This window comes from Herbaspirillum huttiense (genome assembly GCF_047300815.1).
GTDB lineage: Bacteria > Pseudomonadota > Gammaproteobacteria > Burkholderiales > Burkholderiaceae_D > Herbaspirillum > Herbaspirillum huttiense_A.
This window is the reverse complement of sequence record NZ_CP178608.1, coordinates 2674374-2694726: the sequence shown is the minus strand read 5'-3', so window position 1 is coordinate 2694726 and position 20353 is coordinate 2674374. Positions and strand designations below refer to the sequence as shown.

The 20353-nt window shown below is 63.2% G+C and carries 19 protein-coding genes; 3 read left to right on the top strand and 16 right to left on the bottom strand.

Annotated elements, in window-relative coordinates:
• Nucleotides 1-32 precede the first annotated feature (32 nt).
• From ACLRDN_RS12525 to ACLRDN_RS12460, 14 genes are all read right to left on the bottom strand, one after another.
• On the bottom strand, nucleotides 33-1046 hold the full coding sequence (locus tag ACLRDN_RS12525) for a LacI family DNA-binding transcriptional regulator (protein WP_413460290.1): 1014 nt from the start codon (nucleotides 1044-1046) through the stop codon (nucleotides 33-35).
• Nucleotides 1047-1057: 11 nt separating this feature from the next.
• Nucleotides 1058-2044: an ABC transporter permease gene (locus ACLRDN_RS12520; RefSeq protein WP_413460289.1), complete on the bottom strand. Its 987-nt coding sequence runs from the start codon at nucleotides 2042-2044 to the stop codon at nucleotides 1058-1060.
• 52 nt (nucleotides 2045-2096) lie between these two features.
• Nucleotides 2097-3665, bottom strand: coding sequence for a sugar ABC transporter ATP-binding protein (locus tag ACLRDN_RS12515; RefSeq protein WP_413460288.1), 1569 nt, complete (start codon nucleotides 3663-3665; stop codon nucleotides 2097-2099).
• Nucleotides 3666-3757: 92 nt separating this feature from the next.
• Nucleotides 3758-4702: a sugar ABC transporter substrate-binding protein gene (locus ACLRDN_RS12510; RefSeq protein ID WP_413460287.1), complete on the bottom strand. Its 945-nt coding sequence runs from the start codon at nucleotides 4700-4702 to the stop codon at nucleotides 3758-3760.
• 418 nt (nucleotides 4703-5120) lie between these two features.
• Nucleotides 5121-5246, bottom strand: coding sequence for a hypothetical protein (locus ACLRDN_RS12505; protein ID WP_255475291.1), 126 nt, complete (start codon nucleotides 5244-5246; stop codon nucleotides 5121-5123).
• Nucleotides 5247-5738: 492 nt separating this feature from the next.
• Nucleotides 5739-6935, bottom strand: coding sequence for a Na+/H+ antiporter NhaA (gene nhaA, locus ACLRDN_RS12500; RefSeq protein WP_413460286.1), 1197 nt, complete (start codon nucleotides 6933-6935; stop codon nucleotides 5739-5741).
• Nucleotides 6936-7158: 223 nt separating this feature from the next.
• Nucleotides 7159-7596, bottom strand: coding sequence for a universal stress protein (locus ACLRDN_RS12495; protein ID WP_088753959.1), 438 nt, complete (start codon nucleotides 7594-7596; stop codon nucleotides 7159-7161).
• A 159-nt stretch (nucleotides 7597-7755) separates the two neighbouring features.
• Complete coding sequence (hutG, locus tag ACLRDN_RS12490) at nucleotides 7756-8565, bottom strand: N-formylglutamate deformylase (protein WP_413460285.1); 810 nt, start codon at nucleotides 8563-8565, stop codon at nucleotides 7756-7758.
• 23 nt (nucleotides 8566-8588) lie between these two features.
• Nucleotides 8589-10037, bottom strand: coding sequence for a formimidoylglutamate deiminase (locus ACLRDN_RS12485; protein WP_413460284.1), 1449 nt, complete (start codon nucleotides 10035-10037; stop codon nucleotides 8589-8591).
• A 137-nt stretch (nucleotides 10038-10174) separates the two neighbouring features.
• Nucleotides 10175-10843 carry a HutD family protein gene (locus tag ACLRDN_RS12480; protein ID WP_413460283.1) on the bottom strand — a complete coding sequence of 223 codons (669 nt, stop codon included), beginning with the start codon at nucleotides 10841-10843 and terminating at the stop codon, nucleotides 10175-10177.
• The gene (locus ACLRDN_RS12475; RefSeq protein WP_413460282.1) at nucleotides 10833-11606 is read right to left on the bottom strand and encodes an amino acid ABC transporter ATP-binding protein; all 774 of its coding nucleotides are present in this window, start codon (nucleotides 11604-11606) and stop codon (nucleotides 10833-10835) included. The genes ACLRDN_RS12480 and ACLRDN_RS12475 overlap by 11 nt, the downstream gene beginning before the upstream one ends.
• On the bottom strand, nucleotides 11606-12271 hold the full coding sequence (locus ACLRDN_RS12470) for an amino acid ABC transporter permease (protein ID WP_413460281.1): 666 nt from the start codon (nucleotides 12269-12271) through the stop codon (nucleotides 11606-11608). Before ACLRDN_RS12470 ends, ACLRDN_RS12475 begins: the two co-directional genes overlap by 1 nt.
• Nucleotides 12272-12385: 114 nt before the next feature.
• The gene (locus ACLRDN_RS12465) at nucleotides 12386-13138 is read right to left on the bottom strand and encodes a glutamine ABC transporter substrate-binding protein (RefSeq protein WP_413460388.1); all 753 of its coding nucleotides are present in this window, start codon (nucleotides 13136-13138) and stop codon (nucleotides 12386-12388) included.
• A gap of 149 nt (nucleotides 13139-13287) precedes the next feature.
• A complete protein-coding gene (locus ACLRDN_RS12460; RefSeq protein WP_088753952.1) occupies nucleotides 13288-14025 on the bottom strand; it encodes an IclR family transcriptional regulator in 738 nt (245 codons plus the stop codon).
• A gap of 262 nt (nucleotides 14026-14287) precedes the next feature.
• On the opposite strand from ACLRDN_RS12460, the gene ACLRDN_RS12455 reads away from it, so the two are divergent.
• Genes ACLRDN_RS12455 through prpF form a run of 3 tightly spaced genes read left to right on the top strand, consistent with a single transcriptional unit; the run spans nucleotide 14288 to nucleotide 18872 of the window.
• Nucleotides 14288-15010 carry a GntR family transcriptional regulator gene (locus ACLRDN_RS12455; protein WP_413460280.1) on the top strand — a complete coding sequence of 241 codons (723 nt, stop codon included), beginning with the start codon at nucleotides 14288-14290 and terminating at the stop codon, nucleotides 15008-15010.
• A 53-nt stretch (nucleotides 15011-15063) separates the two neighbouring features.
• Complete coding sequence (acnD, locus tag ACLRDN_RS12450; RefSeq protein ID WP_413460279.1) at nucleotides 15064-17685, top strand: Fe/S-dependent 2-methylisocitrate dehydratase AcnD; 2622 nt, start codon at nucleotides 15064-15066, stop codon at nucleotides 17683-17685.
• Nucleotides 17682-18872 (top strand): 2-methylaconitate cis-trans isomerase PrpF, encoded by a 1191-nt coding sequence (gene prpF, locus ACLRDN_RS12445; protein ID WP_413460278.1) that lies wholly within the window; start codon nucleotides 17682-17684, stop codon nucleotides 18870-18872. Before acnD ends, prpF begins: the two co-directional genes overlap by 4 nt.
• An 87-nt stretch (nucleotides 18873-18959) precedes the next feature.
• On the opposite strand, the gene ACLRDN_RS12440 is transcribed toward prpF, so the two are convergent.
• Nucleotides 18960-19166: a hypothetical protein gene (locus ACLRDN_RS12440; protein ID WP_034334193.1), complete on the bottom strand. Its 207-nt coding sequence runs from the start codon at nucleotides 19164-19166 to the stop codon at nucleotides 18960-18962.
• Between the two features lie 126 nt (nucleotides 19167-19292).
• Nucleotides 19293-20042: a transporter gene (locus ACLRDN_RS12435; RefSeq protein WP_413460277.1), complete on the bottom strand. Its 750-nt coding sequence runs from the start codon at nucleotides 20040-20042 to the stop codon at nucleotides 19293-19295.
• Nucleotides 20043-20353: the final 311 nt, after the last annotated feature.

The window sequence follows — 20353 nt, the reverse complement described above, 5'->3', positions numbered from 1 at the left end:
TGTTCTCTTTGTTCAGTTGCGTTGTGACGTGTTCAGTTCTGCTTGAGGCGCGGGGCGGTCGAGCCGCGCCGCTGGAGTTGCGGCGCCACCGTCTCGCGGCGCGCCGGCAGGCTGGGGTCGGCGATGCGTTCGAGCAGGAACTGCGCCGTCAGGTTGCCCAGCTTGCGGGTATTTTGGGCCACCGTGGTCAGTGGCGGATGAACGAATTGCGCCAATTCGATATCGTCGAAACCCACCACCGACAATTCGCCCGGCACCTCGATCTGCAATTCACCGGCGGCACGCAGCACACCGATGGCCATCATGTCGTTGCAGCAGAAGATGGCGTCCGGACGTTGTCCTTCGTCCCTCCCCTGCAGCAATTGCATGGCGGCCTGATAGCCGCCGATGCCGCTGAAATCCGCATGCAGCAGGTCGCCCTCGGCCAGCGCCAGGCCACCCGCCTGCAGTGTCTGGCGGAAACCCTGTACGCGTTCGTCCGACAGTTCCAGCCCATCCGGCCCGGCGATGCAGGCCACATGGCGGCGCTGCAGCTCGAGTAAGTGGCGCGCCGCCAGGCTGCCGCCGAGTGCGTTGTCGGTGCTGACCAGGTCGATGTCCAGTTCCTTGGGCGCACGGTCCAGCAGAACGGTCGGAATATCGAGCTTGCCCGCCGGGTTGAGATCGGCCTGGTTCAGGGTCGCGATGATGAGGCCATCGCAGCGCTTGGTCTGCAGGACCTGCAGGTAATCGCGCTGCTTGTCCGGATCATCGTCCGAATTGCAGAGGATGACGCTGTACCCGGCGCCATAGCAGTGGTCTTCGATCCCGCGTGCCAGCTCCGAGAAGTACGGGTTGGTGTTGTTGGGAATGATCAGGCCGATACTGCCGGTGACCTTGCTGCGCAATGAACGCGCCAGCGCGCTGGGCACGTAGTCCAGTTCCTTGACGGCGGCCAGCACGCGCTCACGGGCATCGCTGCTGACCGGGCGCGTCTGGTTGAGCACATGCGAGACCGTGGTATAGGACACCCCGGCCAGCCTGGCGACATCCTTGATGGTGGCCATGGCGTCTTCGCTCAGCGCGCGTGGCGTTGGCCGCGACGGCGATAGGTGTCCAGGATCACGGCCACCACGATGACGGCGCCGGTGATGATGCGTTTCATCGGTTCGCTCACGCCGACCTGGGCCAGGCCTGCTTCCAGTACCGAAATGATCAGCACACCGATGAAGGTGCTCACGATGGAGCCCCGGCCGCCCATCAGGCTGGTGCCGCCGATGACCACCGCCGCGATGACCTGCAGCTCCATGCCCACGCCGCCATTGGGATCGGCCGCTTCCAGGCGCGAGACCTGGAACAGCGCCGCGATACCGGCCAGCGCACCCATCAGCGCGAAGGCCAGGATCTTGCTGGGATTGGGGTTCACGCCGGACAGGCGCACCGCTTCTTCATTGGTGCCGATGCCGATCCAGTAGCGGCCCAGGACGGTGCGGGTCAGCACCAGTTGCGCAATGATGACGATGGCGATGGCCGACAGGAAGGCCGGCGACATGCCGAGGAGGATAGGCGAGCTGATCACGTCCACGGCGCTGCCGATGTATTCGGTGCGCGAGTTGGTGACCTGGTAAGCCAGGCCGCGCGCGATTTCCAGCACGCCCAGCGAGACGATGAAGGAAGGAATGCGCCAGTGCACCGAGACCAGTCCGGTCAGCGTGCCGCACAGCGCCGCCACCACCACGCCCAGCGGTGCCGCAGCGTACAGCGGCCAGCCCCAGCGCACCATGGCCATGGACAGCATGGAGGCCGCCAGCGCCATCACTGAACCGACCGAGAGGTCGATGCCGCCGATGATGAGGATGAAGGTCATGCCCACCGACATCACCACCAGCGGCGGGATGTCATTGGAGAGGGTAATGAAGGTAGCCGCGCTGAGGAAGTTCTCGCTCAGGAAGGCGAACATCACGCACATGGCCAGCAAGGCCGCGATCAGGCCCAGGTAGTTCTTGAAACCGGCCAGGTAGGCCGCTTGCCGGCTGGCGGCGGGGGTAGAGGAAGAAGTTTGCATCTGTCTCGTTGATTCTTGGCAGTTGATAGTCGGGGCTGCAGGGTCTGGCCGCTCAGGCGGTGTTGCCGGCCACGTGCGCCGCCGCGGCGGCTTCCTGGCGTCCCACATAACCGCTGAAGGCGGCCGCCAGGATGCGCTCCTGCGACCAGTCATCGCGGCTGAAGGTGTCGGCAATGCGGCCTGCGCTCATGACGGCGATGCGGTCACAGATCTGCATCAGCTCGCGCAGGTCGCTGGAGACCACCAGCAAGCCCTTGCCCTGCGCCGCCAGTTCGGCGAAGAGGCGATAGATATCGGACTTGGCGCCGATGTCGATGCCGCGCGTGGGTTCGTCAAACAGCATGATGGGGCAATCGCGGTACAGCCAGCGGGCAATCACCACTTTCTGCTGGTTGCCGCCCGACAGTTCTCCGGCGGCTTGTGCCACGCTGCCGCTGCGTATGCGCAGTTTCTTCACATAATCCTGTGCCACGCTGCTCTCGGCCGCGTGATCGAGCATGCCAGCGCGGCTCACGCTGCCCAGGTTGGCCAGCGAGGTGTTCACGCTGATGGCTTGCGGCAGCAGCAAACCCTGCCCTTTGCGGTCTTCGGTGACCATGGCGATACCGGCCTTGACCGCATCCTTGGGACTGCGGATGCGCGCAGGCTGCTGGCTGTCGCCAATGAAGATCTCGCCCTGATCGGCACGATCTGCGCCAAAGATCAGGCGCAGGAGTTCGGTCCGGCCGGAGCCGATCAGTCCGGCAATGCCCAGCACTTCACCTGCATGCAGCGCCAGGCTGGCCGGCTGCACGACTGGAGCACGTCCGAGGCTGCGAATGCGCAGCACCGGGGCACCGATGCGGCGGTGTTCGGCATCCAGATCAACCTTGGTCAGCTCACCGGCCATCAATTGCACCAGTTGCTCGGTCGAATAGCGGCCGATATCGTCATTGCAGACCAGCTTGCCATCGCGCAGGACCACGATGCGGTCGGCGATGCGCTTCAATTCTTCCAGCCGGTGCGAGATGTAGATGATGGCCACGCCTTCGGCGCGCAGGCGCTCGATACGCGAGAACAGCAACTCCACCTCGCGGTTGGTCAGCATGGCCGTGGGTTCGTCCAGGATCAGGCAGCGGCAGCTGCCGATCAGGTTGCGCGCGATCTCGACCATCTGCTGGTGGCCCAGGCCCAGGTCGCCCACCGGCGTCCACGGGTCCAGCTCACCCAGTCCGACCACTTCCATCTGGGCGCGGGCGGCCTCGGCCAGCTTCTTGCGGTCGATCCAGCCGAAGCGGCGCGGCAGTTTTTCCAGGAACAGGTTTTCGGCAATCGACAGCGTGGGGATCAGGTTCAGTTCCTGCATCACCATGCGGATGCCCAGGCCTTCAGCCTGGGTGCGCGATGTCGGTGCATAGGGCTGGCCATCCAGGGTCATGCCGCCGGCGCTGGCATCGACCAGGCCGCAGATGATCTTGGAAAGCGTGCTCTTGCCGGCGCCGTTTTCGCCGGTCAGGGCCAGCACCTGGCCCGCACGCAGGTCCAGGTCGATGCCATCGAGCACCGGTGCGGCATAGCTCTTGCCGATGCCGGACAAGGTCAGCAAGGGCGAAGCTTGGGAGGGAGAGTCGTTGGGCTGCATGGTTCTGTAGCGCACAAGGAGGGAGAGGCAAAGCCCTGCGCCCGGTCACGGGCGCAGGCACCTTGCAGAGAAGACGCTAACGAGCGTCGGTATTACTTGGTGACCAGCGAGACCTTGGTCTCGACCACGCCACCCAGGGCACTTTGCGGCTTCTTCTCGGTCACGGCCTTGAGCGCGGTCTCGATGCCGAAGACGGCTTGCTGCTGGGCGAACTGGTCGACGGTGGCCAGCACGCGGCCATCCTTCAGCATCGGCTTGATGGCGTTGATGTTGTCGTAGCCCACCAGTTGCACCTTGCCGGTCTTGCCAGCGGCACGGATGGCAGCCACGGCGCCCAGCGCCATGTTGTCATTGCCGGCCAGGATGGCCTTGATGTCAGGATGCGCGTTCAGGATCGAGGAGGCGACCTTGTTGCCCTGGTCGATTTCCCACTGGCCCGACTGCACGGTCACCACATTGGCACCGACATCCTTCATCGCATCCTGGAAGCCCAGGGTGCGCTGCTGTGCGTTGAAGGTGGTTGACACGCCTTCAATGATGGCGACCTTGTCACCCTTCTGCAGTTGCTTGCCCAGGAAGTCGCCGGCCAGCTTGGCGCCCTTGCGATTGTCGGGGCCCACGAAGGGCACGGTGATGCCCTTTTCCTTCAGGGCGGCGTCGTCGAGCTTGTTATCGATGTTGACCACGATGATGCCGGCATCGATGGCCTTCTTGACCACCGGCACCAGGGCCTTGGAGTCAGCCGGGGCGATCACCAGGGCATTGACCTTGGAGACGATCATCTGCTCGACGATCTTGATCTGGTTGGCAGTGTCCTGCTCGTCCTTGATGCCGTTGGCGATCAGGTCGAACTTGCTGGCGTTGGCCTTCTGGTATTCGCGGGCACCGTTCTCCATGTTCAGGAAGAACTCGTTGGCCAGCGACTTCATGACCAGGGCCACCTTGGGCTTGGCCGGAGTCTGTGCCAGGGCGGCACCGGGAAGGACTGCACATGCCAGGGCGGCGATGGCGAAATGGCGGCGGGTGAATTTGTTCATCTGGGTCTCCAGTATTGATGTTGCCGGCGTTTCCTAGAAGATAGACGCCGTTATAAGTGCGCAAACGTTTGCGCGGATTGGAGAATAGCACCGCAAAAACAGAAAATAAAGCTGCGGTGCAGCTTTTTTTGATCTCGGGAACATGAAGCACGAAGCGCCCGGCAGGCCCGCAGGCAAGCCGGAACGACAAACGGCGGGGAGCGCCCAACGGGCGCCCCCCGCCGCTCAGGCAGGTCAAAGCATTGATGAAAACACGAGGCGCGCGGGTTACCAGCACGGCACCGCTCCCATGTCCTCGCCCTTGCGCGGGATGGAAAACGGCATGCTTCAGGCCAGTACTGGTTCTGTGCCCTCGCCTTGCGTCAGACACGCAGCGCCGGGGTTCAGCCCAGGCTGCGTCGAGGTGAGTGTGAGAGGATCAGTGACCGAAATGCGTGCGGCGCCAGACGTAGGCACCGAAAGCACAGCTGCCCACGATCACGTACATCGCGTACCACACCAGTGCCTGGCTACCGTAGCTCATGAGCAATTCCATCAGTTTCATGCTTGTCTCCTCTGATTTTGATGGCCGGGCTGTTATTCGCCTGGCTTATCGTCCCAAGGGGTGAAAATGTCGAAACGACAATATCCCCGACTTGCTGCGGGCGCTGTTGTCAGTAGTGTCAGCATCGGCGCCCTTCCACGCCGCGCCGCTACAGGCCCGTGGAAGTATCTTGCTACTGCCAAAAGGTGATGTAAAGAATCGCTTGTTCTGCGCAGCAGCAATTCATGGCCGAGCTCGCTGCGCGCGTTTCGTTGTCGCATGGATTCACTTCGCGATGTGGAAACGGAAGGCCCTCCTTGCCCCCCTTTCCCCTAGGAATCGCACTAATGGTGTGCAAGAACTTATTTTTTATATAATTTTTTGCATTGCAAAACCGAAAGTTGGCTAAACGTCGTCAAATGGCGACTTGGTGCGTTTTGCGCGCGAATTTGTGATGTTTTTGCCAAGCATTGTGTCTATCGGAACGCGCAGAAAGAGATTGCGCCGTGATGTTCACGCTGGTGATATCTCTTTTCGCCACAACACCACTGTGCCCAGCAGGCCCGCCAGGATGGAACCTCCCAGCACGCCCAGTTTGAGTTTGGCTTCAAAGTCGGGGGTCAGTCCCTGGAAAGCCAGTCCGCCGATGAAAAGGCTCATGGTGAAGCCGATCCCGCACAGCATGCACACCCCCACGAACTGCCTGGTGCTGGCACCGGCTGGGGCGGCTGCCAGGCCGCTGCGGATCATCAGCCAGGCGGCGCCGAACACGCCTATGGTCTTGCCCAGCACCAGGCCGCCCATGATGCCCAGCGGGATAGGCTCAAACAGATTGCCCAGTGACATGCCCTCGAAAGACACGCCGGCATTGGCGAAGGCAAACATGGGCAGCACCAGGAAGGCCACCCAGGGATGCAGGCCATGCTCCAGGGCACCGGCCAGCGGCTCGCCTCGGGCATCGCGCATGGGGATGGCCAGGGCCGTGACCACACCGGCCAGCGTGGCGTGGATACCCGACTTGAGCACGCACACCCAGATCACCAGGCCGACGACGATGTAGACATCGGCACGGCGCACGCCGCTGCGATTGAGCAGCAGCAGCACCAGCGTGCCCACGCCGGCACCGGCCAGCATGCCCAGCGAGAGATTGTCGGTATAGAACAAGGCAATGACCACGATGGCGCCCAGGTCATCGATGATGGCTACGGCGGTCAGGAAGACCTTCAGCGAGGTCGGTACGCGCGAACCCAGCAGCATGACGATGCCGATGGCAAAGGCGATGTCGGTGGCCGCCGGGATGGCCCAGCCACGCAAGGCCACCGGATCTCCCAGGTTGATGAGGGCATAGATGCCGGCCGGCACCAGCATGCCGCCCAGGGCAGCCGCCGCCGGCAGGATGGCCTGCTTGCGGGACGCCAGTTCGCCCTCGACGAATTCGCGTTTGATTTCCAGCCCGACCAGGAAGAAGAACACCGCCATCCACAGGTCGTTGACCCACAGCAGCAGCGGCTTGGCCAGGACCACCAGACCGCCGATGTCGACCTTGCCCGGAACGCGGGTGAAGGCTTCGTAGGCTTCTTTCCAGCTGCTGTTGCTGATGATCAGCGCCAGCACCGCGGCGATGGCCAGCACGATGCCGCCAGCGGCTTCATGCGCGAAGAATCGGGTAAAGGCGTTGCCGCCCTGGGCCTGGTGAGGGGATGTGGTCAATGCCGGCTCCTTGGTGTGGTCGTCAAAACAAGGCCAGACTGTAACAAAGGCCGTGGCTTTTCTCCAATCTTTCGGCCCCTGCGCCCTGGCGAGCGCCCATAAAAAAAGGGCCGTCCCTCTCCACAGGAACGGCCCGACCCTCCACACCACAAACCTTCATGACGGTCCTTTCAACCGTCCGATGCGCCCGGATGCCGAGCGCATTGCTTCATCTATTCGCCAATCAGCGATACACCAGCACCGGCACCTTGCTGTGCGCCAGCAGCTTCTGCGTCTGGCTGCCCAGCAACAGGCGGCCCAGCGTGGAGCGCGCTTTGGAGGCCATGATGATGGCATCGCAATGCTCGCGCTCGGCCACGCGCATGATCTCTTCGTAGGGACGGCCGCCCTGGGCTACCTGCACCGTGCAGGGCACGCCTTCTTCGCGGGCCATCGCGGTAATCATTTCGACGCTGGCCAGTGCGCGTTCGCGGCCGGCTTCTTCGGTACGTGCCACATCGACGCCGACACTCACTTCAGGGATCGACAAGGCCCGCAGGTTGCCTGCCACCGACAAGCCGACCAGCGTGCTGCCGCAGCTCTTGGCCAGCGCGATGGCGGCCTTCACGGATTCGTTGCACAGACGGGAACCATCGGTTGCCAACAGGATGTTCTTGAACATGATGACCTCAGCAGGTGACTGGATTGCGTTGACTTGGTATGACTGCATACTAAGCCCCGCTCACCTGAACGGACTTGACATGCATCAAGCCGCACCGGCTGCGCCGCCAGAGCTGGCGCGCATTTGCGCTGGATCAAATGGAGCTGCCCGGCAGCCGGTTCAGGGGCGATAGGCCATGAATCGCGCCACCAGCTGCGCCAGCACCGGCTTGAGCTGTTGTGCCAGCGGTGCCTGCAGGGCGTAAGGTGCCTGCTCCTGCATGTAGCTGCGCTGGGCCAGTTCCAGCTGGAGGGCATGGACCTGCTGGCCCGGCTGCCCGTAATGGCGGGTAATGTAGCCGCCCTTGAAACGGCCATTGAGCACCGCCGGATAGTGCGGCGCCAGTTGCCCGGCCAGGGCCAGCAAGTCCTCGCCCAGGCCGGGCGCGCAGGCCTCACCGCTGGCCGTGCCGAAATTGAAGACCGGCAGTTCGCCCTCGAAGAGGTGGGGAATGACCGAACGTATCGAGTGCGCATCCCATAGCAGTGCATAGCCATGCAAGGCTTTCAGCCTTGCCAGTTCGGCCTGCAGGGCGGCGTGATAAGGGTGCCAGTAGATCTGCAGGCGGCGCGCAATCTCGTCGGCATCAGGCTCCCGGCCGCTGCGGTACAGCGGCAGGTTGTCGAAGGTCGTCAGCGGACAGAGCCCGGTGGTGTTCTGTCCCGGGTACAGGCTCTTTCCGTCGGCCGGCCGGTTCAGATCGATCACGTAACGTGAATGAAAAGGACGAATCACCGACGCGCCCAGGTCGGCGGCGAAGTCATACAGTTCGTCGATGTGCCAGTCGGTGTCGTCCACCTGCAGGCCGACCTCGCTGAAGGAGGCCTTCAGGTCATCGGGCAGGCGCGTGCCGACGTGCGGCATGGAAATGAGCAGAGGCGAGCTGCCCTGGCGAAGTTCATAGATCTCTTGCGGCGTGGCGTGCATCATTGAGTCCTCAATTCCTCAATCCTTCAATCCTTCAACAAGTCGGCAATGGCGCGGCGATAGGCCTGGCGGGCGCTGTCCTGGAGAGGATGCCGTCCTGCGCTCACCACCTGGCGCCCCCCGACATAGACATCCTGGATGGGCTGGCCATCATGCTCGCAAAACACCAGCGCCGAGAGCAGTTGCGCCGGGCTGCGGTCGGCCAGGTTGACGTCCTCGCCATCGAGCACCACGAAGTCCGCGCGCTGGCCCACCGCCAGTCCCGCAACAGCCCGCCCGCTGGCGGCAGCGCCACCCGCGAGGGCTTGCGTGAACAGGCGGTCTGCCGTGGCCGGTGCCGCTTCCGAGGCCAGCACGTTGCGGCGGCGGTGATGCAGTCGCTGGCCATATTCCAGCAGGCGCAATTCCGAGCGCAGGTTGATGGCGATATTGCTGTCCGAGCCGATGCCCCAGGGGGTCGCCGATTGCAGCAATTGGGCGGCATCGATGATGCCATCGCCGAGATTGGCTTCCGTGGTCGGGCACAAGCCCACCACAGCCCCGCTGGCCGCCACGGCCTGGTATTCCCCCTGGTCCATGTGGGTGGCGTGGATGAGGCACCAGCGGGCATCCACTTCCTGCAGCGAGAGCAGCCATTGCACCGGGCGCTGGCCGCACCAGGCCAGGCAATCCTGGATCTCGCGCCATTGCTCGGCAATGTGGATGTGGATCGGCGCATCCTGCCCGCCCCGCTGCTGCCGCAGACCACTGACCATGTCCGCCAGGCCCTCGGGGGAGACCGCGCGCAGGGAATGCGGCGCCAGCCCGTAGCGCCGCATGGGATTTTCCGGCAAGGCGTGCAGCAGGTGCTCGCGCAGGGCCAGCAGGCTGTCTGCCGAGCCGATGAAGCGCGCCTGCTCGGGGGTAGCCGGCTGGCTGCCGAAGCCGGCATATTGGTACAGCACCGGCAGCAAGGTCATGCCGATGCCGGCGTCCCCGGCAGCCTGCATCAGGCGCAGGGCGAGTTCGGCGCGGTCGGCATAGGGCGCGCCGCCGGGAGCGTGATGCAGGTAATGGAATTCGCAGACCGAGGTATAGCCGGCCTTGAGCATCTCGATATAGAGATGGCGTGCAATGGCTTCCTGGTGCTCGGGCTGCAGGCGCTGGGCAAAGCGGTACATCAGCTTGCGCCAGCTCCAGAACGAATCGGCAGGACTGCCCATGACTTCGGTCAGGCCGGCCATGGCACGCTGGAAAGCGTGCGAATGCAAATTGGGCATGCCGGCGATGACCGGGCCGCCAGCCGTTCTGGCCTGTCCGGGAGCGCTCGCCGGGCTGGCCTCGACCAGTGTGCCGGCCGCATCCCAGCGCAGCATTACATCGCTGCGCCAGCCTTCCGGCAGCAGGGCCAGGGGGCAGAACAGCGCATCTCCCGGCTGTTCAGCAGCGGAAGTTTGGTGCAGGTGTTGCGGCGTATGTTCGCCAAGCGAAACCATGTGCTCACCTTTTTTCTTTGGCGGTTCTGTGGAACGCAAACCATGCACGGGTTGGCGTGATGCAGATGCGTTCCTGGTGTATGCCGGACATCGCGCTGCCGCTGTTGGCGGGTGGAATCAGCGTGGCGCCGGCGCCTTCATCGCTTACATGAAAGATCCTTGTCAGTGGTTCGAAGAATGCAGACTACCAGCACTACCGAGCCCGGTGTACATGCCAGCTCGGGCAAGCGCATAGCGGGGTCTTCGCGCAGGCGCGCAAACTCGCCCCGGCGCAGGGGCTGCTGCAGGCCGTACTCATCCGACAGGCTGGCCGCCCCTTGCGCCACGTACACCAGTACGCTGTGCCTGGGCAGGCTGCGTGCATGCTGCTGGGCCAGCACCACCACCCTGCCCTCGGCGTATTCGCGCCGTACCATCAGGTTGAAATCCAGCGTGGGCGCGCCATGCAGCTGTACCGTGATGGCCTGTTCACCCGGGAAGGGATAAGGAACGAAGACCTTTGCCAGGTCGTGCAGCTGCCGGCCCTCGCTATGCATGGTGAAGCCGCCGCCTTCGAGCAGGACGATGGTGCGATCGATGCCGGCAAAGGTGGAAAACGCACCATCCGCGCCCACATCGGCCACGCTGGCACGCCACACGAAGCTGCCGAAATCGGCCTCGGGCGGTTCCACACAGAGTTCGCGGGTCTGGCCGCCCTCGTTCTTCCAGGGGACGGCGGCAATGCGCCCCAGCTCGCCTACGAACTCGATGGCACTGGCGCGCGCCACCATGCCGCAAGCCGGCGCAGGATGGACCTCAGGCGCCATGTACCACCTCCCGAGCCAGCATGGTTTGCAAGAAACTGCGGGTACGAGCTTCCCGGGGTGAAGTAAAGATCCCGGAAGGCGGACCGGATTCGACGATGCTGCCATGGTCCATCACCACGACCACATCGGCGACCTCGCGCGCAAAGCCCATTTCATGGGTGACGATCAGCATGGTCATGCCTTCGCCGGCCAGGTCCTTCATCACCTGCAGCACTTCACCGACCAGTTCCGGGTCCAGCGCCGAGGTGGGCTCATCGAAGAGCATCACCTTGGGTTCCATGGCCAGTGCGCGGGCAATCGCCACGCGCTGCTTCTGCCCGCCGGACAAGGTGCCGGGATAGTCGCGGGCCTTGTGCTCCAGCCCGACCTTCCTGAGCAGCCGCAGGCCTTGCTCCTGCGCCGTCTTGCGCGGCACGCCGCGCAGGCAGGTGGGCGCCAGGGTGATGTTGTCCAGCACGTTCAGGTGCGGGAACAGGTTGAAGGACTGGAACACCATGCCCACCTCGGCGCGCAGGGCATCGAGCATCGGCTCGGGCATCATGCGTCCGCCCTCCACTACCGGATGGCCACAGACCACCACGGTCCCGCCCTCGGCGGTTTCCAGCCCGTTCAGGCAGCGCAGCAAGGTGCTCTTGCCGCTGCCGCTGGGACCGATGATGACCACTACCTGGCTGGGGGCGACGGTAAAGTCGATGTCTTTCAGGACAAGGTGGCTGCCAAACGATTTGCGCAAGCCCTTGATGTCGACGATGGCCGGTTGCATCACACCCTCCCTTCCGAACGCAGGACTTTCTCGATGCGCCGTAGTACCAGCGTGGTCACGCTGGTGAGCACGAGATAGATGAGCGCGATGACCAGATAGGTTTCCAGCGAACGATAGGTGATGCTGATGATCTTCTCGCCTTCGTGCATCAGGTCGGCGATGGTCAGCAGCGACACCAGCGCGGAATTCTTGATCAGCGCGATGAATTCATTGCCCAGCGGCGGGATCATGCGCACGAAGGCCTGCGGCAGGACCACGCGGCGCATCGCCATGCGATAGGGCAAGCCCAGCGAGCGCGCCGCTTCCATCTGGCCACGCTCGATGGACTGGATGGAGCCGCGCACGATTTCCGATACGTAGGCCCCGCTGTAGATGCCCAGCCCCAGGATGCCGCACACATAGGCCGGCAGGATCACGCCCACGTGCGGCAGTCCGAAGAACCACAGGAACAGTTGCACCAGCAAGGGTGTCCCGCGCACCAGCGTGAGGTAAAAAGTGCAGGCCGCGTAGAGCGTACGGCGTTGCGGATTCAAGCGTCCCAGGCCGACCAGCAGGCCCAGCGCGCATCCCAGCACCAGCGAAGCGGCGGTGATTTCCACGGTCACGAGGGTACCGTGGAGGAGCGAGGGCCAACTGTCCCAGACGCCCGAAAAATCCAGTTTCATGAGGTGCTCCGGCAAAAGGAGTCGCTTGCCCGGTCAGCGCAGGGCGGACCGGGTCAACCATGGACGGGGAAATGAGAGCGCCCGGCAGACCTGTCAGGCCTGGCGCTCAGGACCTCAGTCTTTGCGGGTGAACCACTTGTCGGTGAGCGCGTCGTAGGTCCCGTTCATGCGCAGGGTCTGCAGGGCCTTGTTGAGCTGCTCGACCAGCGCGGTATCGTTCTTGCGCAGCGCGAAGCCATACAGCTCGGTGGTCAGGCCCTTGTCCAGCACGCGCACCAGGGGCTGGGTGCGGGCATATTCCACTGCGGCCGGACGGCCAGTCACGACCGCATTGACGCGACCGGTGGCCAGCAGATCGAACATGGCCTGGTTCTTTTCAACCTCCACGCGCTCCACGCCGGGGAAGTTGTCGCGCAGGTAGCTCACCGACTTGGTACCAACTTGCACCGAGACGCGCTTGCCGCGATTGAGGTCTTCCGGCACCTTGATGCTGGTGTCATCACGGCGCACCAGCACGGCCAGGCCGCCACGGTAATAGGGATCGCTGAAATTGACGACCTTGCGGCGCTCGTCGGTCATGTAGATGGCCGAGGCAGCGATGTCGAAACGGTTGGAGATGAGGCCGGGGATCAGGCCCTTGAAATCGATATCGATCCACTGGATCTTCTTGCCCATGGTCTTGGCCAGGGCTTCCATCAGTTCGATGTCGAAGCCGGTGCGCTTGCCATCCTTGACGAATTCCATCGGCGGGAAAGTGGCATCGGTACCGACGCGGATCACGTTGTCATCGGCGCGCGCGGCGGGTGCAGCAGCCACCAGCAGGGCCAGGCTGGCCGTGACGGCGCAAAGCAGCTTGGAAAGCTTCATCATGAGTTCCTCAGTAGAAACGACGATATGGTCTGGACGCCGGGAGACCGGCGCTACGGACAGCAAATCCCTGGGACCAGGGCCGAAACGGCCCCTGTCCCCCGCGTCCAGCCAGCACCGCCTTCTGCGGACGGCGCAGCCTGACTGGCTTAAAAACGATTACAAATACGCTGGGCCGATTCCACCGTCATGCGGACCAGTTCCTGTTCGCGGTTGCCCACGCGCAGGGCCGGTGCCATCAAGGTGATGGTGCCTTCGAGGCGGCCGTTGGAGGTCATGATGGGTACCGAGACGCCCCACACGCCCAGGTCCACTTCGCTCTCGCTGATGGAATAGCCGCGACGGCGAATCTCATCGAGCTGCGCTTCCAGCGCGGCGGCTTCCTCGGGCTTGTCGCCCAGTTGGTCGGCCAGCAGTTTTTGCTGGAGCTTGCGTGGCATGAAGGCCAGCAGGCTCTTGGCCGATGCACCCTTAAGCAAGGGATGTGCCCGGCCCTTGGTAAAGGAACAGCGCAGCGGCTGGTCGCTTTCTTCCATGGCGATACAAACCATTTGCCCATTGATCGGCACCAGCAAGCCCACGCTCTCACCGCTGCGTTGGACCAGTGAAATGATTTCCTCACGGCTCTGGCTGATGAGGTTGGAATTCTGGTCGAACCCCCACGCCAGCTGCACACCAGTCGGACCCGGCTCGAACGTGCCGGAATTCATGTGCTCCTGCAACAGTCCCCACTTCTTGAGGGATGCCAGGTGGCGATAAACGGTACTGACCGGTTGTTGCACCATCGCAGCAATCTGCTTGGCACTGACGGGCTTGCCGGCACGAGCCACGCCGGCGAGTACGTGGAGAACGCGATCAACGATGGTAGAGGTTTGTGGTGAGTCCATGACGGCAATATAAGGTTAAATTCTCACTTTGGGCGAACGATTCCCGTATATGGGGAAATAAATAGAAAAATTTTGAGCTGCTTTTTCATATATTCCCAGCGGGCGGCTGAATTTTCTCACCTGTAACGAAAATTGCCTCATGCTATTTTTTTACTGGGTAGTGCCGAAAATATTCTAGTGTCGACACTTCTTCCCTTTTTCGGGCAAAGTGCTATGATGAAACGCATCAAATCCAATAGATTGTCGACACGGTAAAAAACCCATGAGCGAGCTGATTGCACTGCCTGGTGCCGAACGTGATGGAGAAACGCTCTCGGAACATGTTTTTCGCAAGATCCAGAGCGCCATCGTGCAGGGCGAAATCGCCCCCGGCAGCAAGATTTCAGAACCGGAACTGGCGCGCACCTATGGCATCAGCCGTGGCCCCTTGCGCGAGGCCATCCACCGCCTCGAAGGCCAGAACCTGCTGGTGCGCGTCCCGCACGTCGGTGCGCGGGTGGTGTCACTGACCCTGGAAGGCCTGGTGGAACTGTTCCAGATCCGGGAATCATTGGAAGGCATGGCCTGCCGCCTGGCTGCCCAGCGCATGAGCCGCGCCGAGCTGGACGAACTGCGCCGGGTGCTGGACACCCACGAGAAGGACGAAGCCTTCCAGGCCGGACGCGGCTATTACCAGCAGGAAGGCGATTACGACTTCCATTACAAGATCATCCAGGCCAGCGGCAACCAGATCCTCACGCGCATTCTCTGCGGCGAGTTGTACCAGCTGGCGCGCATGTACCGCATCCAGTATTCCGCCGCCCCCAACCGACCGCGCCAGGCCTTTGCCGAACACCACCGCATCCTCGATGCCCTGGCCGATGGCGACGGCGAACTGGCCGACCTGCTCATGCGGCGCCACATCGGCGCCTCCCGCCGCAACATCGAACACCAGATCGCCCAGACAGGGCCCGGCAGCGCCGGCCAGCAGCGCGATCAGGCCTGAACGTATTGCTTCATACAACAACCATTCCATCAACGAGACACGAGCCAACCGCCATGAATACCCAATACCGCAAGCAACTGCCCGGCACCCGACTGGATTACTTCGATGCCCGCGCCGCCGTGGAAGCGATCCGTCCTGGTGCATGGGAAACCCTGCCCTACACTTCCCGCGTACTGGCAGAAAACCTGGTGCGCCGCTGTGATCCGGCGAGCCTCACCGATTCGCTGCGCCAGCTGATCGAACGCAAGCGCGAACTGGATTTCCCGTGGTTCCCGGCGCGCGTGGTGTGTCACGACATCCTGGGCCAGACCGCACTGGTGGACCTGGCCGGCTTGCGCGATGCGATTGCCGACATGGGTGGCGATCCGGCCAAGGTCAACCCGGTGGTGCCGGTGCAACTGATCGTGGACCACTCGCTGGCAGTGGAATGTGGCGGCGACGATCCGCAGGCCTTCGAAAAGAATCGCGCCATCGAAGACCGCCGCAATGAAGACCGCTTCCACTTCATCGACTGGACCAAGCTGGCCTTCGAGAACGTGGACGTGATCCCGCCCGGCAACGGCATCATGCACCAGATCAACCTGGAGAAGATGTCGCCGGTGATCCACGCCAAGGACGGCGTGGCCTTCCCTGACACCCTGGTCGGCACCGACAGCCACACCCCGCACGTGGACGCATTGGGCGTGATCGCCATCGGCGTGGGCGGCCTGGAAGCGGAAAACGTCATGCTGGGCCGCGCCTCCTGGATGCGCCTGCCCGACATCATCGGCGTGGAACTGACCGGGCGCCGCCAGCCGGGCATCACCGCCACCGACATCGTGCTTTCGCTGACCGAATTCCTGCGCAAGCAGAAGGTGGTGGGTGCCTATCTGGAATTCTATGGCGATGGCGCAGCCAGCCTGACGCTGGGGGACCGCGCCACCATCTCCAACATGGCCCCGGAATATGGCGCGACGGCCGCCATGTTCTCCATCGATCAACAGACCATCGACTACCTGAAGCTGACCGGACGTGAAGACGAACAGGTCAAGCTCGTGGAAACCTATGCCAAGGAAGCCGGTCTCTGGTCCGACACGCTGGCCAAGGCCGAATACGAACGCGTGCTGCGCTTCGACCTCTCCACCGTGGTACGCACCCTGGCCGGCCCCAGCAATCCGCACAAGCGCCTGCCGGTGTCCGAACTGGCCGCCCAAGGCATCGCCGGCAAGGTCGAGAACGAACCGGGCAAGATGCCCGATGGCGCCGTCATCATCGCCGCCATCACCAGCTGCACCAACACCAGCAACCCGCGCAACGTGATCGCGGCCGCCCTGCTGGCGCGCAATGCCAATCGCCTGGGCCTGGCCCGCAAGCCTTGGGTGAAGAGTTCGCTGGCACCTGGCTCAAAGGCAGTGGAACTGTATCTGGAAGAAGCGGGCCTGACCGCTGACCTGGAAAAGCTGGGCTTTGGCATCGTCGCCTTTGCCTGCACGACCTGCAACGGCATGTCCGGAGCGCTGGATCCCAAGATCCAGCAGGAAATCATCGACCGCGACCTCTACAGCACTGCCGTGCTGTCCGGCAACCGCAACTTCGATGGCCGCATCCATCCGTATGCCAAGCAGGCTTTCCTGGCCTCGCCACCGCTGGTGGTGGCCTATGCCATCGCCGGGACCATTCGCTTCGACATTGAACAGGACGTGCTGGGCGTGACTGCCGAAGGCAAGGAAATCCGCCTCAAGGACATCTGGCCCAGCGACGAGGAAATCGATGCCGTGGTGGCCAGCGCAGTCAAGCCGCAGCAGTTCCGCAATGTCTACACCCCGATGTTCTCCGCCCGCGTGGATCGCAGCCAGTCGGTCAGCCCGCTGTACGACTGGCGTGCCCAGAGTACCTATATCCGCCGTCCGCCCTACTGGGAAGGCGCGCTGGCCGGTGAGCGCACGCTCTCGGGCATGCGTCCGCTGGCCGTGCTGGGCGACAACATCACCACCGACCACCTCTCGCCGTCCAACGCCATCCTGCTCGACAGCGCCGCCGGCGAATACCTGGCCAAGATGGGCTTGCCGGAAGAAGACTTCAATTCCTACGCGACCCATCGCGGCGATCACCTGACCGCGCAGCGCGCTACCTTCGCCAATCCCAAACTGTTCAACGAAATGGTCAGGAAGGCCGACGGCAGCGTGCAGCAAGGTTCACTGGCGCGCCTGGAACCGGAAGGCAAAGTGATGCGGATGTGGGAAACCATCGAAACCTACATGGAGCGCAAGCAGCCGCTGATCATCATCGCCGGGGCTGATTACGGCCAGGGCTCCTCGCGCGACTGGGCCGCCAAGGGCGTGCGCCTGGCGGGTGTGGAAGCCATTGTGGCCGAAGGCTTCGAGCGCATCCACCGTACCAACCTGATCGGCATGGGCGTGCTGCCGCTGGAATTCAAGGCCGGAGAAAACCGCAATACCTACGCCATCGACGGCACCGAAACCTATGACGTCATCGGCCAGCGCCGTCCGCGCGCCGACCTGACGCTGGTGATCCACCGCAAGAATGGCGAGCGTGTGGAAGTGCCGGTGACCTGCCGCCTCGATACCGCCGAAGAAGTCTCGATCTATGAAGCTGGCGGCGTGCTGCAGCGCTTCGCCCAGGATTTCCTGGAAGCCTCCGCCAACGCCGGCCAGAACACCAAGGAACAAGCATGAGCCAAGTCCCCCAGATCCGCATTGCCGCCACCTACCTGCGTGGCGGCACCAGCAAGGGCGTCTTCTTCAAGCTGGACGACCTGCCCGAAGCCGCCCGCGTCCCGGGCCGTGCACGCGACAAGCTGCTGCAGCGGGTGATTGGCAGTCCCGATCCCTATGGCAAGCAGATCGACGGCATGGGCGGCGCCACCTCCAGCACCAGCAAGACGGTCATCATTTCGCGCAGCGAGCGGCCCGGCCATGATGTCGACTATCTGTTCGGCCAGGTCTCCATCGACAAGGATTTCGTGGACTGGAGCGGCAATTGCGGCAACCTGTCCGCAGCGGTCGGTCCTTTCGCGATTTCGGCCGGACTGGTGGACCCGTCCAAAGTGCCGCAGGATGGCGTGGCCGTCATCACCATCTGGCAGGCCAACATCGGCAAGACCATCGTGGCCCATGTCCCCATTCGCGGCGGACAGGTGCAGGAAACCGGCGACTTTGAACTCGATGGCGTGACCTTCCCCGCGGCTGAAGTCCAGCTGGAATTCATGGACCCGGCGGCCGAGGAAGAAGGCGCAGGAGGCGCCATGTTCCCCACGGGGAACGTGGTCGATACGCTGGAAGTGCCTGGCGTAGGCAGCTTCCAGGCCACCATGATCAATGCCGGCATCCCGACCATCTTCCTCAATGCCGACGAGATCGGCTACACCGGCACCGAACTGCAGGACGCCATCAACAGCGATCCCGCCGCGCTGGCCCGCTTCGAGACCATCCGCGCCCATGGGGCGATCCGCATGGGATTGATCAGCAAGGTGGAAGAAGCCGCGACCCGGCAGCACACTCCCAAGGTGGCCTTTGTCGCGCCGCCCAAGGAATATGTCGCTTCCAGCGGCAAGGCCGTCACCGTAGAGGATACCGACGTACTGGTGCGCGCCATGTCCATGGGCAAGCTGCACCACGCCATGATGGGCACGGCCGCCGTGGCCATCGGCACGGCGGCGGCCATTCCCGGAACGCTCGTGAACCTGGCTGCCGGCGGCGGTGAGCGCAACAGCGTGCGCTTCGGCCATCCGTCCGGCACTTTGCGTGTCGGTGCACAAGCCAAGCTGGAAGGCGGCCAGTGGGTCGTCACCAAGGCCATCATGAGCCGCAGCGCGCGGGTGTTGATGGAGGGTTGGGTGCGGGTGCCGGGGGATGCGTTCTGAGCCGAGGCTGCGGCCGGTAGCGGTTAACATGAAAAAGCCGGCCACCTTGCGGTGCCGGCTTGATCGGCTTGCGGGTCCAGGGTGGACTCAAACGCGGTAGATCTTCTCCCCGGTCTGGACGATCCTGAATTTCTCGTTGGTCAGGGGATCCAGCGCGCGACCATCGGCCAGCTTGTAGCTGCGGCTGAAGGCCTGGGCCGCTTCATCGGCCTCGTCCTGCTGCGTCTGGTACACCTCTACGTGGTAAGGTGCGCCGGTCTTGCCCTTGGCATCGAATTTTTCCACCAGATCCATATGTCGTCTCCTTAGTCGTGGCCTAGCGCCAAGGTCAACGATAGCAGATTTGGCGCGGCTTTCCAGCGCATTACATGTTGCAGCGCACAGAGATGAAGCTTTGTGCGCTACCTGCCTGCACCCTCATCAGAAGTGCAAGGTCACCCCGACACCGAACTGGCGCGTCACCTCGGCCTTGTTCAGGCCGAATTTGGCACCGGCATCGATATCCACCGTCTTGTTGGGCGACCAGATGGCGCCGACCAAAGCATACGACGGCAGCTTCTTGCTGCTGGCATCCGGATTCTGGGCCACGCCGGTATCGGCCACCAGGCGCCATTGTTCATTGATTCCATACCAGACCGCTGCGGAGGCGCGCCACAGGGTCTTGCGCTGGCCTTGCTGGTCACTCTCCAGCTTGAAACGGCTGTAACGCAGACCCAGGTTGCCGTGCAAGGTCCAGGGACCGGTCTCATAAGAGGCGATGCCGGTCAGGCCCATGCCGTTCTTGCCGGTCCCCAGACCCTTCTCCTCGTCGCCGCTGGGCATGAAGAATTCTGGCTTCAACGCCAGTGCGAGGCCATCGGCTTCGTAGTAGCGCCACTTCGCGCCCACCGAGACGTCGCCCACGCCAGTGCCGGTCGGCGACTGGAAAGTCTGCGGCAGGTTGAAGAACAGGTCCAGCTTGTCGGTCACGCCATAGGTGAACGTAAATGCACCCACATGGCCGGCGTTGCCGCTCTGCTTGCTCCAGTCGGTGTTCATTTCGAGCTGGATGCCGCCGGCTCCCTGCACGCCCGCGTCATCGGTCACCAGCGGGTGGGCGGCAAAGGCAGAATGGCTGGCCGCCAGCAGCAGCGCGCCCAGGCAGGACAATTTGATGGTTTTGTTATTCATGGAATGACCCCACTTTCTTGTGTTTTTTGATCGGTACGGCATTTGCCCGGCCGCCACGATGACACACCCCCGCCTGCCACGGGCGTGACAGAGCACGTCGCAGGCGACGGATACAGCGATGTGGTCGGAGCGAACCTAAGGGAAAGCGCGCCGCTGCCATGCCGGGACACATTAGCAAACATGCGTGCCTTGCATTGCGCATAGCAGAGGTGCAGGCAAGGCCCATTTGATGAATATGTCCTCGTTGGTGGCTGCGGTAAATGCCGTGGCTTTTACGGAAGGAACATCAATCTGGCTGGGTTCATCGAGCC

Excerpts from the sequence above, each read along its gene's own strand:
- ACLRDN_RS12525 (WP_413460290.1), bottom strand. The coding sequence starts at position 1,046 with ATGGCCACCATCAAGGATGTCGCCAGGCTGGCCGGGGTGTCCTATACC.
- ACLRDN_RS12520 (WP_413460289.1), bottom strand. The coding sequence starts at position 2,044 with ATGCAAACTTCTTCCTCTACCCCCGCCGCCAGCCGGCAAGCGGCCTAC.
- ACLRDN_RS12515 (WP_413460288.1), bottom strand. The coding sequence starts at position 3,665 with ATGCAGCCCAACGACTCTCCCTCCCAAGCTTCGCCCTTGCTGACCTTG.
- ACLRDN_RS12510 (WP_413460287.1), bottom strand. The coding sequence starts at position 4,702 with ATGAACAAATTCACCCGCCGCCATTTCGCCATCGCCGCCCTGGCATGT.
- ACLRDN_RS12505 (WP_255475291.1), bottom strand. The coding sequence starts at position 5,246 with ATGAAACTGATGGAATTGCTCATGAGCTACGGTAGCCAGGCACTGGTG.
- ACLRDN_RS12495 (WP_088753959.1), bottom strand. The coding sequence starts at position 7,596 with ATGTTCAAGAACATCCTGTTGGCAACCGATGGTTCCCGTCTGTGCAAC.
- hutG (WP_413460285.1), bottom strand. The coding sequence starts at position 8,565 with ATGATGCACGCCACGCCGCAAGAGATCTATGAACTTCGCCAGGGCAGC.
- ACLRDN_RS12485 (WP_413460284.1), bottom strand. The coding sequence starts at position 10,037 with ATGGTTTCGCTTGGCGAACATACGCCGCAACACCTGCACCAAACTTCC.
- ACLRDN_RS12480 (WP_413460283.1), bottom strand. The coding sequence starts at position 10,843 with ATGGCGCCTGAGGTCCATCCTGCGCCGGCTTGCGGCATGGTGGCGCGC.
- ACLRDN_RS12475 (WP_413460282.1), bottom strand. The coding sequence starts at position 11,606 with ATGCAACCGGCCATCGTCGACATCAAGGGCTTGCGCAAATCGTTTGGC.
- ACLRDN_RS12470 (WP_413460281.1), bottom strand. The coding sequence starts at position 12,271 with ATGAAACTGGATTTTTCGGGCGTCTGGGACAGTTGGCCCTCGCTCCTC.
- ACLRDN_RS12465 (WP_413460388.1), bottom strand. The coding sequence starts at position 13,138 with ATGAAGCTTTCCAAGCTGCTTTGCGCCGTCACGGCCAGCCTGGCCCTG.
- ACLRDN_RS12460 (WP_088753952.1), bottom strand. The coding sequence starts at position 14,025 with ATGGACTCACCACAAACCTCTACCATCGTTGATCGCGTTCTCCACGTA.
- ACLRDN_RS12455 (WP_413460280.1), top strand. The coding sequence starts at position 14,288 with ATGAGCGAGCTGATTGCACTGCCTGGTGCCGAACGTGATGGAGAAACG.
- acnD (WP_413460279.1), top strand. The coding sequence starts at position 15,064 with ATGAATACCCAATACCGCAAGCAACTGCCCGGCACCCGACTGGATTAC.
- prpF (WP_413460278.1), top strand. The coding sequence starts at position 17,682 with ATGAGCCAAGTCCCCCAGATCCGCATTGCCGCCACCTACCTGCGTGGC.
- ACLRDN_RS12440 (WP_034334193.1), bottom strand. The coding sequence starts at position 19,166 with ATGGATCTGGTGGAAAAATTCGATGCCAAGGGCAAGACCGGCGCACCT.
- ACLRDN_RS12435 (WP_413460277.1), bottom strand. The coding sequence starts at position 20,042 with ATGAATAACAAAACCATCAAATTGTCCTGCCTGGGCGCGCTGCTGCTG.